This is a genomic window from Paenibacillus xylanilyticus (assembly GCF_013359935.1).
Taxonomy (GTDB): Bacteria; Bacillota; Bacilli; order Paenibacillales; family Paenibacillaceae; genus Paenibacillus; species Paenibacillus xylanilyticus.
Map to the genome: position 1 here is coordinate 841,850 of NZ_JABMCB010000202.1, position 16,816 is coordinate 858,665.

13 protein-coding genes are annotated in these 16,816 nt (G+C 48.4%); all 13 read right to left on the minus strand.

Annotated elements, in window-relative coordinates; genetic code table 11:
- Positions 1-31 precede the first annotated feature (31 nt).
- Positions 32-1,003 (minus strand): AAA family ATPase, encoded by a 972-nt coding sequence (locus tag HP552_RS30295; RefSeq protein WP_175399057.1) that lies wholly within the window; start codon positions 1,001-1,003, stop codon positions 32-34.
- A 109-nt stretch (positions 1,004-1,112) separates the two neighbouring features.
- Positions 1,113-1,676 (minus strand): ribonuclease FAU-1 family protein, encoded by a 564-nt coding sequence (locus HP552_RS30300; RefSeq protein ID WP_175399058.1) that lies wholly within the window; start codon positions 1,674-1,676, stop codon positions 1,113-1,115.
- Between the two features lie 284 nt (positions 1,677-1,960).
- Positions 1,961-4,651: a penicillin-binding protein 1A gene (locus HP552_RS30305; protein ID WP_175399059.1), complete on the minus strand. Its 2,691-nt coding sequence runs from the start codon at positions 4,649-4,651 to the stop codon at positions 1,961-1,963.
- A 168-nt stretch (positions 4,652-4,819) separates the two neighbouring features.
- Positions 4,820-5,062 carry an RNA chaperone Hfq gene (gene hfq, locus HP552_RS30310; RefSeq protein ID WP_017687918.1) on the minus strand — a complete coding sequence of 81 codons (243 nt, stop codon included), beginning with the start codon at positions 5,060-5,062 and terminating at the stop codon, positions 4,820-4,822.
- Positions 5,063-5,289: 227 nt separating this feature from the next.
- Positions 5,290-5,517, minus strand: coding sequence for a hypothetical protein (locus HP552_RS30315; RefSeq protein WP_175399060.1), 228 nt, complete (start codon positions 5,515-5,517; stop codon positions 5,290-5,292).
- Between the two features lie 211 nt (positions 5,518-5,728).
- Positions 5,729-6,685, minus strand: coding sequence for a tRNA (adenosine(37)-N6)-dimethylallyltransferase MiaA (miaA, locus tag HP552_RS30320; RefSeq protein WP_376768994.1), 957 nt, complete (start codon positions 6,683-6,685; stop codon positions 5,729-5,731).
- Complete coding sequence (locus tag HP552_RS30325; protein ID WP_175399061.1) at positions 6,666-7,451, minus strand: class I SAM-dependent methyltransferase; 786 nt, start codon at positions 7,449-7,451, stop codon at positions 6,666-6,668. The genes miaA and HP552_RS30325 overlap by 20 nt, the downstream gene beginning before the upstream one ends.
- Positions 7,452-7,468: 17 nt before the next feature.
- Positions 7,469-9,550 carry a DNA mismatch repair endonuclease MutL gene (gene mutL / locus HP552_RS30330; RefSeq protein ID WP_175399062.1) on the minus strand — a complete coding sequence of 694 codons (2,082 nt, stop codon included), beginning with the start codon at positions 9,548-9,550 and terminating at the stop codon, positions 7,469-7,471.
- Between the two features lie 18 nt (positions 9,551-9,568).
- Positions 9,569-12,358 carry a DNA mismatch repair protein MutS gene (gene mutS, locus HP552_RS30335; RefSeq protein WP_175399063.1) on the minus strand — a complete coding sequence of 930 codons (2,790 nt, stop codon included), beginning with the start codon at positions 12,356-12,358 and terminating at the stop codon, positions 9,569-9,571.
- Positions 12,359-12,563: 205 nt separating this feature from the next.
- Complete coding sequence (locus HP552_RS30340) at positions 12,564-13,814, minus strand: putative amidoligase domain-containing protein (RefSeq protein ID WP_246311114.1); 1,251 nt, start codon at positions 13,812-13,814, stop codon at positions 12,564-12,566.
- Between the two features lie 109 nt (positions 13,815-13,923).
- Positions 13,924-14,484 carry an outer spore coat protein CotE gene (locus HP552_RS30345; protein WP_175399064.1) on the minus strand — a complete coding sequence of 187 codons (561 nt, stop codon included), beginning with the start codon at positions 14,482-14,484 and terminating at the stop codon, positions 13,924-13,926.
- Positions 14,485-14,559: 75 nt separating this feature from the next.
- Complete coding sequence (locus HP552_RS30350; RefSeq protein ID WP_175399065.1) at positions 14,560-15,537, minus strand: aromatic acid exporter family protein; 978 nt, start codon at positions 15,535-15,537, stop codon at positions 14,560-14,562.
- 467 nt (positions 15,538-16,004) lie between these two features.
- Positions 16,005-16,796 carry an ABC transporter permease gene (locus tag HP552_RS30355; protein ID WP_376769000.1) on the minus strand — a complete coding sequence of 264 codons (792 nt, stop codon included), beginning with the start codon at positions 16,794-16,796 and terminating at the stop codon, positions 16,005-16,007.
- Positions 16,797-16,816: the final 20 nt, after the last annotated feature.

Sequence of the window (16,816 nt, forward strand, 5' to 3'; positions counted from 1 at the left end):
CGGCCGGCTGATCCAAAAAAAACATTATCGCTCACTTTCGCTCAAACTTCAAATCCTCTGTTCGAATCGTCATCAGTTCCAATTTCCCGGGACTGCCCTGGGTGTACTGCTCCAGCAATCGAACCGCTTGATGGCGAATGGCGCGCTCAATTGCATTTCGAACATATCGAGCATTACTGAATGCGTGCAGAGAATCATTTTTTTCCTGAAGCAAATGGTGCTTTAACTTAAGGATGGTCTGTGGCATTAAAATATAGTCTCGCTCTTTCGCCATGATTTCCGATATTTGAATTAACTGATCTATGCTGTAATCCGGAAATTCAACCTGGATGGGGAAGCGGGACGGTAATCCCGGATTCGTCTGCAGAAAAAAGTCAATTTCTTCAGAGTATCCTGCCAAAATCAAAATAAATTGATTCTTATGATCTTCCATGGACTTCACAAGTGTATCAATGGCTTCCTTGCCAAAATCCTTCTCGCCCCCACGCGCCAGGCTATATGCCTCATCGATAAACAAAATACCCCCTAGGGCTTTTTTAACCAGATCCCGTGTTTTCTGTGCCGTATGTCCAATGTACTCTCCGACAAGATCGGCCCGTTCAACCTCAATGAGGTGACCTTTACTGAGCACACCCATCTTTTGAAACAGCTTTGCCACAATCCTGGCCACTGTTGTTTTACCTGTCCCCGGATTTCCTTTGAAAATCATATGATACACGTGCGCTCCACTGAGCAAACCTGCTTCAGAACGCATTTGGGCAATTTGCAAGAAAGCATAGATTTCAAATACAAGTTCTTTGATATTTTCCAATCCCACCAGCTGCTCCAGTTCACCCTGAATCTCCTGGAAATGTCCATGCTTTGCTAACCCCTTGGCTGCCTGAACTGGTGTCTCCTCTTCCTTAACCAACATCTGAGGTTCCTGGTTACGCAATACAACATTAATTTGTCTCGATGGTCTGCCTCCCGGTTGCCCTCCTGCAGCCATAACCCGTCCGTTCATTCGCCATCACCTCTATTTTATCGGGCTGATCTCTCCTGATTATTAATGTATTCTATCAGATGCTCCAATATTAGAAGGATGATGAAGTAATTCTGTGCTTGGTCAAAACTCAGATATGAACGTTTTTGCGAAAGTCTCCGTTCTCAAACAAGGTTTGCCGATGCTTCAGCGATAGTTGAAAATAAGGAAACACATGCGCATCGATGGCATGCAGCAACTCCTTGGCCGTTCGGTTAGCCAGATCATAATCTCCAGATGTGATATGCTTGCGCGAAAGTGCGTCTTCAAGTTCATCCTCATCCAGCAAAAATACCTCTCCATCTTTCAGCACAACGACATCCAGATAGAGATCATCAAACCAAGGAACCCCCTGGTCCGTTATGCCCTGACTGCGACAGGTATCAATATACCATTCAACAATACGCTCCTGATCGTCAAACATGGCAGTGACCACAAAGTGCTCGCCCTTAGGGTAATACTGCAGCCATGAATATCCTTTGTCCGCGATGCAAAAGGTACTTCCCCCATAGGTTTTCCACAAAGGTTCTTTCAAATCCTGTATGGTGTACAGCGTAATGTAACCTGTGAAAACTTTGGATTGTACGAACCGGCATGTAAATTGTCGGTTCGTAATCCGGCGCCAGTTCGCGCGGTCCCCGAATTTCCGTTTCATACGAACCCCTCTTTGCCGACCACAGGTCCTTGACCTGTTCTCATATTGGTGAACACTGAATAACGTCCGCAATTCCGATTCCATGACTTCCGAATCAGTTTTGCACAACGTATTACGATAGCTACAGCTTACCATATTTAAGTTATACACTCAAAATTAAGCTTTGCCCCGCCCTATTCAGCTGCTAAATCCAAATGAAATGCGCTATAAAAGAAAAAACCTGCCTCGCCGAATAATCGGGAAGCAGGCTCTTGAGAAAAGCATTTGTTACTATTCAAATCTCGTTAACCATCATTACCGGTCTGTGATTCGACCGAAGTATCATTTTCACCTGTATTACTTTCGGTTCCGGTATCAGGCGTCACAATTTCACCAGGGGTCGTAACAGAACCGTCAGTCGAACCATCACTGTTCCCACCTGGCTCCGTAGTTCCCTGATCTGGTGATGTACTTCCATCACCAGACTGTCCATTCCCTTGCCCTGGTCCGCCATTGTTACCATTACCATTACCGTTGCCATTATTGCCATTGTTGCCGTTATTGCCATTACCATTACCATTGTTTCCGTTATTCCCATTGTTGCCGTTGTTTTCACCAGAATTGCCATTGTCCGGCGAACCGATGTCGGGATTATCTGTACCGGGCTGTTCCGTTCCCGGATCCGTTCCTGTGTCTATGCCTGGATCAGGTTCCACTGGATCAATCTCCTGCGCTTCAATCATAAGTGATATCGTATTGGACGGGTCGGTTTCCAATCCAGATACCGAATCAACGGCGGTGACATAGTACTCGTACGTCAGACCTGGAAGTGCACTTAAATCCTGCGCAGTAGTCGATCCAACGGCATCGATCAGATGCGTGTATTGGGCCTCGGAAGTTTCTTTCCGATAGATGCGATACTGTGTATTGGCATCCCCGGTACCAGTCCAGTTTAGCGAAACGGTCTGAGAGGCAGGATCGTATGCTCCGCTCAATCCACTTACCGACAACTGCGGCTGCTCGGGTTCCGTTTTTTCCGGCGGTGGTGTCTGAGCCCCTTCAGGTGCTTCAAAGTCCTTCACAGGTACACCCTTCAGCGCTTCCGTCATGACTTTCGCAAAGAAAGCAGCTGACAGCTTACTGCTGTTTTTGAGCATATGGGTTGCATCCGGATTGTCATACCCCATCCAGACTGCTGCAGTCCATTCAGGTGTATATCCAACAAACCATACATCACGGTTCGCGCTGTTGCCAGCGATGCCGCTCTGCACCGTACCAGTTTTACCTGCTACAGGTCGATCCAGTCTTGCTGAACGTCCTGTACCATCATTGACTACGTTTTGAAGCATTTGAGTCAGTGAGTATGCATTTTGTTCACTCATGACACGCTTGGTCTCTGACTTGTCATGCTTGTAAACAGCCTTATCTGAGCTGTCTTTAATCTCTTTAATCGAATAAGCCTCTTGATATTCACCCAGATTGGCAAACGCACTGTAGGCTTGCGCCATTTCAAGTGTGTTTGTACCTTTGCTGAGACCACCCAGGGCGATCGCAAGGTTTTTATCTTCATCTGTAAGCTGGATTCCTACACTTTTGGCAAACTGTACACCTGTATTCACACCTATTTTATCAAGCAGCCATACGGCAGGAATATTCTCCGACTTCGTAATGGCTTCTGTCATGCTAATCGTCGAAGAGTATCCGTGCAAGTTGCCGGGACAATAGTTGCCAAAGCACTGCTTCTGATTGCTCAGCGGCGAATTGGCGTTGTAATCGCCAGACTCCAGTGCAGGAGCATAAGATACAATGGGCTTGAATGCCGACCCCGGTTGTCTACGGCTCTGCGTTACCCGGCTGTACCCCTTCGTTTGGTAGTCTCGACCACCCAACAGGGCAACCAAGCTGCCATTTTCATGGTTCATGATAACCATGGAACCCTGTACCTTCTGGTCATCCTTACTTTCCTCAAACAAACTGTCATCCGAGAAGGCACTCTCCATGGCCGTCTGAGCCTGAGCATCCATGGTCGTATAGATTTTGTATCCGCCGATGTTCAGATCATCTTCCGTTTTGCCAGTTACGCGTTCCGCTTCACGAAGAACATAATCGATAAAGGCTTGGTATTTTTGCTCTTTCTCAGGCGGCGTATAATCATAATCTACCGCTTTGGCTTCATCCATCTCTTCTTTCGTGATGTAACCTTGATCGTACATCAGCTGCAGCACCACACCGCGGCGTGCTTTGGAATCGTTTGGATTGCTCAGCGGGTTATAGGCGGAAGGACCTTTAGGCATCGCTGCCAGTGTGGCAATTTCCCATAAATCAAGGTCCTCAAGCTTATCCTTACCAAAATAAAATTCGGATGCAGCCTTAATACCATAACGCTGATGACCGAAAAAGATTCGGTTCAGATACATCGTCAGAATCTCGTCTTTTGTGTACTTGCGCTCTAATGCCATTGCAATGGATACTTCTGTCGCTTTCCGGAAGAATGTTTTGTCACGGGACAGGAACATGTTCTTCGCAAGCTGCTGGGTTAGCGTACTGCCGCCCTCCACCATGGAACGGGCCATGACGTCTTTTACAGCCGCACGCCCGATGGACCAAATATCCACACCCTGATGCTCATAGAATCGTCTATCCTCTGTTGCCACAAAAGCTTCCTTTACCAACTCGGGAATCTCATCTTCATCAACTGGTTCCAGCTTCTGAATCGATAGCTCACCCATTAATTGGCCATTGCGGTCATATACTTTCGACGTCTCATTAATAGTTGTTTTGTCCATGTTGGCTGTTAGCAGCCGCTCACCACTTACCATGATAAACAGATACCCGCCAAGTGCACAGAAGATGGCGATTGCCATGGTGAAAAATAGTGTCCATCCAACGCGTTTACCCGTAATTTTTTTCTTTTTAGAGGTCTTTGGCTTCGCTTTTTTGGTTGACTTGTTATTGCTGTTGCGATTGTTAGACCTCGACAACGGATCGTTTGGCATGTTACCTCCTGACTCCCTTTCGGTTGCGTAATTTCTATTCGCCTGATGGCTAAGGCTTATCATAAACCTTTTTTGCCCGGAATGAAAAGAACAACCCTTGTTAAGGTTGCTCTGCTTCAATTCCTATACTTGTAGACGAAATGGTTGTAGAAAAGGTTTCGTAATTTTTTAAGCTTCGCCGCTGTTATCCTGCTGCATCAGCGATACGCTGCGTTGCGGCGTGAACGTGGAGATGGCGTGCTTATAGACCATTTGCTGGCGTCCGTCGCTGTCAATGACGATCGTGAAATTGTCAAATGCCTTGATCGTCCCACGGATTTGGAAGCCATTGGTCAGATAGACCGTAGCTGGAATGTTTTCTTTCCGCAGTTGGTTCAAGAACGTATCTTGGATGTTGATGGACTTGTTCATTAGCCGTACCCCCATTGGTTCATTTGAATTCGTGTTTAAGATAGTATTCAATATCGCTGAGTAGCTTTCGTGCTATTATATCATGAACAGTTTCATATAATCCACAAAAACCCCTTGTCTCCACATTTGCATCTCGGAATCAGCCTGCATGCAGCTAGAAGACTTATCCATTATACACCGCTTGTCTAAATTGCAAAAGAGGGACTAAATCTTCGTTTTAGAGCGCTTTAATCCTGTTCTTCCTGATCCACCAAAGGTTTCGTCAATGCCTTCGTTAAAGGAACATTCTGGAGCTGCTTTCGGTCCTTGATCAGCAATTTCAGGTATGTATTGGTATTGGACAGAACGATAATTACCCAAATTAGGGCAATAAGACCCAGAATTGCGAAAGCAGCTCCATATAATTCGGACAAAAAGAGATATAGACTCGTACCACCACTCATGCCTGCTTCCATCCAGCTCACTCCTTTCTTGGGCAATAAACTTTGATTTTCATTCAAGTTGTTATGTGCTTTTATTTTAATGTTTATGTTATTTTTTTACAATAATTCAATACACCTTCCCCTCTTCATTTCCACACTTTAGGTAAAAAAATAAAACCTCTACCTTTTCTGAAACAAAAAGATAGAGGTTCTAACGTCCCAGACGAGGGCCTATTTTCACATTCTACGTGTAGTCAAACTTTTGTTTAATCAATGTACATACCTGCTCATAATTCCCTGCAAAATTTTCCGTGTCCGTCATATCCACCCATTCAATGTCCTTCATATGACGGAACCAGGAGAGCTGCCGTTTGGCAAAACGGCGGGTATCTCTTTTCAGCCATTCCACCGCAGCATCCCAGCTCACTTCGCCTTGAAGATAAGCCGCTATTTCCTTGTACCCCAGTCCCTGCATAGAGATATGCCCTCTGGCAACGCCACGCTCCAGCAATGACTTCACCTCTTCAACCAGGCCTTGCTCGATCATCAGATCGATTCTCTCTTCAACCCGGGCGTATAATTTCTGGCGATCCATGGTCAAACCGATAATACTGAGGTCATACGGAGATTCTTTTTTCTGTGATGCCAGCTGTTCGGACAGTCGCTCTCCTGTAAGATGGTAAATCTCAAGGGCGCGGACGATTCGCCGCTGGTCATTCACATGCAAACGATCTGCACTGATCGGGTCTATTTCTCTAAGTTTGTCATGAAGCGCTTGTGCACCATGCAGCTCAGCATAGCGGAATTGTTCTTCCCGAAAAGCCTCATCCGACCCACTTTCCGAGAATTGAAAGCCGTAACAAACCGACTCCACGTACAGACCGGTACCTCCAACAATAAAAGGCAGCTTGCCACGTGCATGAATCTCACCGATCAAACGGGTACAGCTCTCCTGGAATTCTGCCACCGAATATGGATACTCGGGTTCATGGATATCTATGAGATGATGGGGCACTCCCTTCATTTCTTCAAGGGTAATTTTCGCCGTACCGATATCCATCTCACGATATACCTGCATTGAATCTCCCGAGATAATCTCGCAATTGAACGCCTGTGCAAGCTCGATACTCATTCTTGTTTTGCCCACTGCTGTCGGTCCGACCAATACAAGCAGTTTCGGTTTATCTTCCAATTTCAACATTTATCACTCCGTACAGTGTTTTTGCATTGGCGCGATCCAGCACCTCGAATCCGAGCCTTGTAAATTCCGCGCTGCCGCGCTTTTCTTTCATCACTACCCGTTTGCGGGCTACTCGTTTGGCTTCCTCAACGCTCTGTATGTCCAGTGCATGGGGGTTCGCATAATCCCGCAAAGGCTGAATGGCACTCGAATCCATCATCGGCTCACGGAACATGGGATCGAAATAGACGGTATCACAGCTTCGATCAGGCAAGGTGCGAAGGAAGTCCAAATGATTGGCATGCCGTAATTCAATCCTGCGAAACGCTTCATCGACTTCGGGCCGATTACTTTCGTAATGTGACATTCCCTCCACCAACAGTGCGTAGAGCTGCAGCGAGCTTTCGCAAGCAATAACCCGTCCCTGCTTACCTGCCGCGACCGAAAATACCAGTGCATCCGTGCCCAGTCCTGCGGTACAGTCAACAATGGTATCTCCCTCAAGAACAGCTCCCGCTTCCAGCATTGGATCAGGCTCTCCACGCAGTACACGTTTGGCGCGAACGAATCCCATACTCGGATGAAACTCAAGCTGCGGTGCATCTTTACGATACAAGCGCGCCTTGCCCTGAAGCACGACCAAAATTTCGTTTATTCCGTAACGTTCGATCAGCCTGGACAGTGACTTTTTATTGCGCGGCACATAGGTGCCTCCCGTCGTTTCCGCAAGCTTGCGTGCGCGTTCAACTAGAGAAGCAGCCTCTGTATCACCGGTTGTAATATACATAAGTTCCTCCTAAACAGCTACATGACCCGTTTGAACAATTTCTCCAGATCATAGATTGAAAATGAAACGACAATCGGTCGCCCATGTGGACAAGTGTAAGGCTGGCGACAAGAACCGAGCCGCTGAATGAGCGTCTCTGCCTCCTGTGCTGTCAGCTTCTGATTTGCTTTGATCGAGGCCTTGCAGGAGCACATAATGGAAGCCGCTTCCCGCATCTTGCCAACATCAATGCTGCGCTCACTCAGTACCCATTCAGACATTTCCTCGATGATATCTTTCTCATCCCCTTTGGGAAACCAAAACGGATGGGAGCGCACGCGGAACGTCTGCCCGCCGAAATGCTCCAGATATACACCAGCCTGTTCGAACCAGGCCAGCCTTGTTTTGAGTTTTTCCGTCTCGGACGGGGTAAACTCCAGCGTGATCGGCAGCAAGAGCTCCTGTGAAGCTTGAGCAGGGTTGCCAAACTTTTCATAATAATACTCGTAATTCACCCGCTCATGCGCGGCGTGCTGATCGATGAGATAGAGGCCATCTTCATTCTGGGCGATCAGATACGTACCGTGATGCTGACCGATCAGGCTAAGTTCAGGGAATGAAGGCATGGTTGCATCCGACTTCACCGCAGCTGCGAGCTTCGCCGTGTCAGGCATACTGGATGCCTTCCAACTGCGATCTCCATTGGAACTGACTGCCGCTTTATATGATGATCGGCTTTCTCTAACCGGCGTATTCGTGTTGTTGGAACGATATGCAGGGGCTGTATCTTGGGTTGGTGATGTACGTTCATCAACCTCAGCCCGATCAAAAGCAAATGCCTGGAACGGATTCATCGTGGCCAGATCAGGTGGCGGTGCATCCGGCAATGGTGGCACCTCAGTAAAGAGTTCTGAAGCCTGTCCAGGTTGAATATCAGCAGGTGCATCCAGATCGTCTTCTTCTGCAGGCGGTTTCCCGGACACGGAGGTGTTATCTGCCTTTTCTTGTGTACCCTCTGCTTCCGATTCTGGCTCATCCTTGAACGGACCACGCGGAAAGAGAAATTGTTCCTGTATGAATGAACTGTTGTCTCCTCGTCTGATCTGCTGTTTGGTGACTTGTGGAATAAGCACTTCATGTCGCAGTATGCCACGCAGCGTCGTTTCAATAAATTCGTACAATTCGGCTTCCTTGCTGAAGCGCACCTCCAGTTTCGCCGGATGCACGTTTACATCCACGAGTGAAGGGTGCATCTCCAGCTGCACCACAACGAGCGGAAACCGATTAATCGGCAGAAGCGTGTGATACGCTTTGAGAATCGCCTGATTAAGGCCGTAATTGCGAATATATCGACCATTCACAATCGTTGACATGCCGCCCCGATTGGCTCTAGTCCATTCCGGGAGACTGATCAACCCGCTCACGCGGTAATCCAAACTCTCTCCCTGGATTGGCAGCATGGCTTTGGCAGCGCTCGTACCATAAATTGCTGCCACCACCTGCAGCAGATCGCCGTTTCCGAGCGTTTGCAGCAGCACATTGGCATTATGCCGCAGTGTAAATGAGATATGGGGATGAGACATGGCCATCCGATAGAGTACATCCGAGATGTGTCCCAGCTCGGTCTGGATGGTTTTCATATACTTCAGCCGAGCAGGGGTATTATAAAATAACTCTTTGACTACAAACTCTGTACCTTGTGGTGACGTTGCATCCTCGTGTGCACACAGTTTGCCCCCCTCAATCACAATCCTACGCCCGCGACCATCGTCCCCGCTGGCGGTTAGGACTTCGACCTTGGAGACCGCCGCGATACTCGGCAGTGCCTCCCCCCGGAAACCAAGACTTGTAATCTGGAAGAGATCACGTCCGTGGGTAATTTTGCTGGTTGCGTGACGGTAAAAGGCTGTTTCCAGATCATCAGGTTCAATACCTGAACCATTGTCTTTCACACGAATGCTGAGCAATCCACCTTCTTCAACAGAAACTTCAATTTTGGTGGCGCCGGCATCCACAGAGTTCTCCAATAATTCCTTTACAACCGAAGCAGGTCGTTCAACCACCTCACCCGCCGCAATCTGGTTGGCAATATGTTCGTCAAGCACATGGATTTTCGCCACAGGTTTCCCCTCCCGTTATCAGGATAATTGCTGTGCCTTTAATTTGAGATCGTTCAATAATTGCATCGCTTGTAGAGGCGTCATATTCATTACATCAATGTCTTTCATATTGCGGATAAAATCCCGCGTCGGTTTGTCCACTGGGATTACTTCCGGTTTGCTTGCCACATTCGGTTCATCATCACCGAATATGGAGAGTTGGACAACGTCTTGTTGTCTGGAACCTGACTTATTCTTGTTATGTTGTTCCTTGACAGGCTCACTCTCCAAGAATACCTCATCTTTATATGAGGAAGTGGCCACGACTTCTTCCCGAATGATGGATGATCCATTACCATCTGTTAGCGCATGTCCAGTATCGACATCCGAACCCGGTTTCGCTTTTCCGGCAAACTCACTGCCAACCGCAACCTGAGCTGCAGCATGTTCAAAACCGTGCAGCAGCCCATTCGCTCGTTCAATAATGCTATCCGGCAGACCCGCTAGTCGTGCGCAGTAAATGCCATAGCTGCTGCTCGCTGCACCCGGAATCAGTTTGCGCAGGAAGTTCACTTTGTCACCACTCTCCTGTACGGCCATCGAGTAGTTTGCCAGTTTATCCAGACTTTCTTCCAGGTGAGCCAGTTCATGAAAATGCGTCGATACGAGCGCTTTGCAGCCTATAATGTCGTGCACATACTCGATGACGGATTGGGCAATCGCCATGCCTTCACTGGTTGACGTTCCTCGGCCCAATTCATCGATAATGATCAGACTTCGCGGTGTCGCTTTATCGGTCATGACTTGAATATCCGCCATTTCCACCATAAACGTACTTTGGCCCCCAATCAGATCATCCGCGGCTCCAATTCGTGTAAAGATGCGATCCATGATCGGGACTTCTGCCTGACCTGCCGGTACAAAACACCCGATCTGCGCCATAATCGAGATCAGTGCAACCTGTCGCATGTACGTGCTCTTCCCAGCCATATTGGGGCCTGTGATAAGTAGAATGTGTGCCTCTTCCTCTTTCATTGCCGTGTGGTTGGCAATAAAAGCACCCTCACGCATCACGGCCTCCACGACTGGATGACGTCCTTGTTCCACCACAAAATCATAGCCGTCTGTCAGCGTTGGTCTTACAAAATTCCGCTCTGCACTGATCACCGCGAAGGATTGATATACATCAATTTCCGCAACCTGTTCAGCCAATTTTTGAAGTCTAGCGATTTCCTGGTTCAACCGATCCCTAAGCTCGGCAAACAATCCATATTCGATATCAACCATCTTGTCCTGCGCTTCAAGAATCAGCGTTTCTTTTTCCTTCAGCTCAGGAGTAATGTAACGTTCCGCATTGGCAAGGGTCTGCTTCCGCTCATAACGACCCTCTGGCAGGGAGGCCAGATTGGACTTCGTAATTTCAATATAATAGCCGAACACTTTGTTGTAACCAATTTTCAAAGAACGGATGCCAGTCGCTTCACGTTCCTTCGCTTCCAGCTCGGCAATCCACTGTTTGCCGTTTATCGAAGCTTCCCGCAGCTCGTCGAGTCGTTCATGATATCCTTCACGAATCAATCCTCCATCCCTAACGGAAACTGGTGGCTCGTCCACTATGGCACTCCCGATGGCATCCCGCAAGTCACTGCAGTCATCCATCATCTCCGCGATGTTCTGAAGCGTTGTAGAAGAGGATTCAGCACAATACTGACGCAGCCCAGGGATTTTATCCAGAGACAGTTTAAGTGCATTCAGATCTCGCCCGTTGGCATTCCCGAAGGCAATTCGTCCCACCAGTCGCTCCAGATCATAGATGTCCTTCAGTTCAGCACGCAGATCCTCACGCAAAATGAACTGATTGTACAGCGTGTCCACTGCTTCAAGACGCTCATTGATTTTCCCTTTTTGCAGCAGCGGCTTATCCACCCACCGCCGCAGCATCCGCGCACCCATGGATGTCTCCGTCTTGTCCAGCAGCCAGAGCAACGAGCCCTTCTTGGAACGCTCCCGCACCGTTTCAACCAGTTCAAGGTTACGTCTGGTGAACGGATCCAGAATCATAAAGTGATCCGGCTCATACGTTGAAATTTGCGTCAGCTGCCCCAAGGACCTTTTTTGCGTTTCACTCAGGTACGAAAACAGACGTGCAACGCACGCTTGACGTTCAGGCTCCAATCTCGCCCATGCAGCCTCACCGAATTGTTGCCGAACAAGGTCTTCCTTGCTCTTCGTCCATGGCGTGTATACAACAGGTCTTCCGATTGGGGAAGACTGCGCAGCAACTGTATCCAGAAGAGGAGCATCACCGACTAATTCTGAAGGTTCATAGATCCCGATCTCATCTTTGAGCCATTCCTTGGAATACGGGACTGATGTTACATACAACTCTCCAGTCGACAGATCACATGCCGCGAGCGCCAGTGTATTGTGGTTTCCCGTCAGGCAGACCATATAATTGTTGGATTTGTCTCCCAGTGTCTTGCCTTCCATCACTGTTCCTGGCGTAATAACTCGTACGATTTCACGTCGTACCATACCTTTGGTTACTGTCGGGTCTTCCATTTGCTCGCAAATGGCAACTTTATATCCTTTTTCAATCAGACGCTGTATGTAATTGTCAGCCGAATGATAAGGCACACCGCACATTGGGATCTTCTCATCCCCACCGCCTGCACGTGCTGTCAGTGTAATTTCAAGTTCACGGGCTGCATTGACAGCATCCTCGAAGAACATCTCATAGAAATCACCCAATCTAAAAAAAAGAAAAGCGTCTTGCGCTTCGGCTTTTACTTGCAAATATTGTTGAATCATTGGCGTGTACTGAGCCATGAATATCCTCCATCCGTTCCTATATTGTCAGGAAGAGTCCCTGCCCTTGAAGGACAATAAGGCGGTCAGGCACATCAACGTGCCTCCGCCTCATGTTTCGGCCATCGGCCGCTTCCTTCACAAACTGCTGTCTGCATGTCTTCCATAGCTGTAATCAGATCCAAAATTGACTTGATTTCTATTATAACAAAAAAACATCCACTCTTCATGAACCTGCACGAATATTCCAGACTTTGCGAATATCCCTGCTCTCATCCCACGTTCTGCCCTCTCTCATCTGGCGAATCAAGGGTGCTGCATATGGTTCATATCTTGCATATCCATCCAAGCCGGTCAGATCATCCAGGAGCGCTGGAATGTATGCCTTCATTTGATCCCGATCGCCATCGTAAAATGCAGTATGCACTGGCGTGTTCATCAAAGGACGCTGACGTAGTGTGGAATAGGAAGCCGCGATAAGACCCGCAAGGGCTACAACCCCTTTGGCAACGAGTGGTGAGACCAGAAAGCTGGGCAGTGTGCGGTACTCGAATCCACCATAGTTTTTCAGGCGAAAATCACCAAGCGCCCCGTACCTTGGACGTCTGCCTGATCCACGCGGGTCCTGCAAATACGCAAGCGGCAGGGCCAGATAATTGTCCAGCGCACGCAGCAATTCCCCATTTAGCGTTACTCCGCTGAAATGAACATGTCCGCCAAGCGGCAGTCCACGCTGCGGCATTCCTCCGGCCTGCCAAATTAACGAATGGTCGGTTATACTGCGGGAAGCAAGTTCAAAAGCTCTAAGCAAGTGGGTAAGCAGTTCACGGGGTTCCGAGCTGGGTGCAGGGCGAAGTTCAGCAACCGGATAGATTCTTCTGCCCCCAATCGTCACGGAATCACACCCCGCCATACCTGTACGTCCCAGAAATCTCGAGGCAGGTATAATTTTGGATTCGGGCATCTGTACAAGCAAAAACTCCGGGTCCATTCCGAGCACGGGCGTTACCTTATTCTGGTTCTCCTCATCAAGTTGAGACTGCAGCTGCTTCCAGCTTGCCCGGTACATGACGGATAGATCTGTCATGCCCTTCCATGGCCGAGGGTCAATAGACAGAACTGCACATCCGTTTTTCCCCGAGGCTTCCAGGCGCACGGCACCGTGATCTAGTCCCAAAGTGTACAACGTTTTGACAGCAAGCCGCTCGATTCGTTTGAATAGGGTTGAGGTTGCTTCACGATTCAGTAAACTTTCCTGTGACCCGCTCATGCCGCTGGTATCTCGACGTTTAATTCTGAGAGCCTGCAGGCAGCAGATCTCGACGTCGTAACGCGCTCGGAGTCCAGGTTCCCTCTTCTGCCTATCACGTGAGGCGAGCACTTCAATACCGGCTCTCTCCAATCGACCTGCTCGTTCGCCTGGCAGCATACGTTCGTATCGCCTGGCAGCTTGCTCTGCCTCCTCCATCACATTCATTCGGTCCCTCCTTTCCACCGCCCAAAAAAGAAAAAAGAGGGCTTGCGCCCTCTTCACTGCCGCTTGCGGCGCATATGATACCTTAGCTAAGGAAACAAGAGACGATGAATTACAGTTCATCGTCAAGCAGGTCCGGATCAAGATCATCATAATCTTCATCCGTGCTTCCGAAGTCATAATCCTTGTCTTCGTAGTCCCCACAACCATCTGTGCACACCTTCACACAAACTTTGGTCTCGGCAACCAGTTCAACAGCGAATTCCCGTTCTACCCGGATAATTACGCTGCCTCCACCTGCTGATACCGTGGCTTCCACACAGCTCGGTTCCTGCGTTGCATCCGCAGATACCTCCACTGTGGAAGCCCGGTGTTTCGGATCCAGGTAAGACAAAGGCACATGCTCTACATACGACACCGTTTCTTTGGCTACATCTGTCTGCGAATTTTTGTCATAGGAATACCAAATGTTGATATCGTAAGTACCAATAACTTCAATTCCGTCCCCCGCTGATACGGCTTCATATTGGTGGTTGATAATCCAAGCCCCCAAAATACTGGTCGGACCATTAGGCGGAGTCACGGTATGTGTTACGGTAGAGAACTTACGACCTTTGCCGCAGATCGCCTTCGTGATGATCTCTCTACATTGATGTTTATGACTCAATGACATCTTTAAACCTCCTCCATACAATCATTCACTACAAGTGTATGCAGGGCATCCGTCTAGGGTGACAACTATTTTCTATTATTCGTTTGTAGATTGGGACCGGTCTGTCATCGGGGAAGGCGCTTTGTCCTTCTTCGCAATTTTCAGATACAGCGCGAGTTCCCGGCACAGCTGGAGAATCGCGGAACGAATCTCGAATTCTTCCCTTGTATCCGGCAGCTCCATCCGCTTGAATTCTTCCTGCACATCTGCGAGAAGTTTTTCGGTTCGTCCGGTGTAAGATTCCGTGAGCACATCCTGACTGAGCTGGTCAAACAGCTCTGACACCATTTCGGCATGGGGCATCTTTTGATAAATCTGGGATACCAGATGCATCATGTGCTGGATGGAGTCCAGCTGCGTTTTTCGCATGTAAAAGTATACGCTCCATTCTTCGTTCGGATGAATCACCTGATTCTCAAGCGAACGCTTGGCCGCTTCTATTCCGCCCAGAACAGCCTTGTCGGCTTCGATCAATTCTTTCCCTGCCCACACTTCATTGGGATTACGAAGCGTAGCGGCAAACTCCTTGAAAATCACCGAAAATAATTCGTCGATCCTTTTGCGAATCTGAAGCATCTGCGGATCTGCTGCAGGCATGTAGGCCAGGTTAACAACCATCGCCGATCCCAGACCGATCAGTAATAAAGCAATCTGTACCAAAATAACCTGAACGTCCATCTCCCCGCCACTAAAGACGCGAAAGACTACAACGGAACCCGTCACAATGCCTTCCTTGAATCCGGCCCGAACAATAACCGGAAACGCAATCAGTATGTACACGGCCAGAACCCAATAGTGGAAGCCTAGAAAGTGAAAAAGTACACTTGCAAACAAAAGTCCTACAACGGAAGCAAAGAATCGCGCTGAAATTGTGCGTATGCTTCGTTTTCTCGTTACATCGACACCAAGAATCGCGAGCAATCCTGCCGATGTTGGTCCTGGCAAGCCGCACCAGTCCGCAATCAGCACAGCCATCAGCGCGGCAATTGCGGTTTTGATAACCCTAAAACCCATTTCTCATTCCCTCTCCTCTAAGCTGTTTATGCATCCTAGCCAGCTCTTTGTCCCATCCGGTAGAATGCCTGTCCAGCTTCATGCCTCTAACAAAACTTTGTTAGCCCGCACTCGTCATACCTAGTATTACACACCTTGCTGCAAACCATTTCCCATTTCTTGAAAAAAAGAAAACTACAGAAGTGATGGACAAGCCTGTTCAATCACGCTGAAAAAGATAAACAGCATCAACCGACATGCCCATGCATGCCGGTCACAATAATACGTCCCGGGTGTGGGACGCTGGCCATTTTGATCCACGCGACAGAAGCCGCAGGACCATTCCTCCAATCATCGCATTCATGAAGGACTACACGGAATATTCGTAATAGTATGGTACTTGATTTTACTGTATCGGGCAACGTGACACCCCTTGTGAAATTATATACATAGCATGAACCGCTATTATATATTAACCTATACTTGATTTACCTGCGTCCTGCCAGCAGTTTGCGCTCTACATACACTACAATCTGATACATTGCTGTAGCTACAGCCGCGATAATCAGCAGGCTCGACAGCACCAGAGTAAAATTGAAAACCTGGAAACCGTAGATGATCAGGTACCCCAGTCCCTGTTTCGCAACCAAAAATTCACCCACGATAACGCCGACCCAGGCCATGCCCACATTTACTTTTAATGTAGAAACAATTGCGGGAAAAGAAGCTGGCAGTACAACTTTGGTGAAAATCACGGACCGGTCGCCGCCAAATGTTCGAATCACCTTGATGAAATTGTCGTCAACTTCATTGAAACTGTTATACACGACAAGAGTGGTGATGATCACCGTAATGGACAACGTAGTCATGACAATAGCGGTAAAGCCCGCACCAAACATGACGATAAAGATCGGACCCAGCGCAACCTTAGGCATACTGTTGAATACGACCATATAGGGATCAAGCACTTTGGACAAAAAAGGAGACCACCAGATCAGGACCGCAAGCAGCGTTCCGACAAGCGTCCCCAGCAAAAAGCCTACGGCCGTCTCCCCCACGGTTACCGCGACATGTGCCCAAATTTCGCCACTGGCGATGTCCTTGCCGATTTGAGTGAAAACTTTGCTCGGATAACTGAACAAGAGCACATCAATCCAGCGCAGCCTCCCTGCCAGCTCCCACAACAAAAACATGCAGACCAGAAGGGACAGCTGTACCAAGAGCACCTTGCGGCGCCATTTGGCGACCTGCTGAATATGGCTTTGGTGCAGCTTCTGCATCCATTCATCGCGGCGCATTT

Coding starts and splice junctions, on each gene's coding strand:
- HP552_RS30295 (WP_175399057.1), bottom strand. CDS start 1,003: ATGAACGGACGGGTTATGGCTGCAGGAGGGCAACCGGGAGGCAGACCA.
- HP552_RS30300 (WP_175399058.1), bottom strand. CDS start 1,676: ATGAAACGGAAATTCGGGGACCGCGCGAACTGGCGCCGGATTACGAAC.
- HP552_RS30305 (WP_175399059.1), bottom strand. CDS start 4,651: ATGCCAAACGATCCGTTGTCGAGGTCTAACAATCGCAACAGCAATAAC.
- hfq (WP_017687918.1), bottom strand. CDS start 5,062: ATGAACAAGTCCATCAACATCCAAGATACGTTCTTGAACCAACTGCGG.
- HP552_RS30315 (WP_175399060.1), bottom strand. CDS start 5,517: ATGGAAGCAGGCATGAGTGGTGGTACGAGTCTATATCTCTTTTTGTCC.
- miaA (WP_376768994.1), bottom strand. CDS start 6,685: ATGTTGAAATTGGAAGATAAACCGAAACTGCTTGTATTGGTCGGACCG.
- HP552_RS30325 (WP_175399061.1), bottom strand. CDS start 7,451: ATGTATATTACAACCGGTGATACAGAGGCTGCTTCTCTAGTTGAACGC.
- mutS (WP_175399063.1), bottom strand. CDS start 12,358: ATGGCTCAGTACACGCCAATGATTCAACAATATTTGCAAGTAAAAGCC.
- HP552_RS30340 (WP_246311114.1), bottom strand. CDS start 13,814: ATGAATGTGATGGAGGAGGCAGAGCAAGCTGCCAGGCGATACGAACGT.
- HP552_RS30345 (WP_175399064.1), bottom strand. CDS start 14,484: ATGTCATTGAGTCATAAACATCAATGTAGAGAGATCATCACGAAGGCG.
- HP552_RS30350 (WP_175399065.1), bottom strand. CDS start 15,537: ATGGGTTTTAGGGTTATCAAAACCGCAATTGCCGCGCTGATGGCTGTG.
- HP552_RS30355 (WP_376769000.1), bottom strand. CDS start 16,796: ATGCAGAAGCTGCACCAAAGCCATATTCAGCAGGTCGCCAAATGGCGC.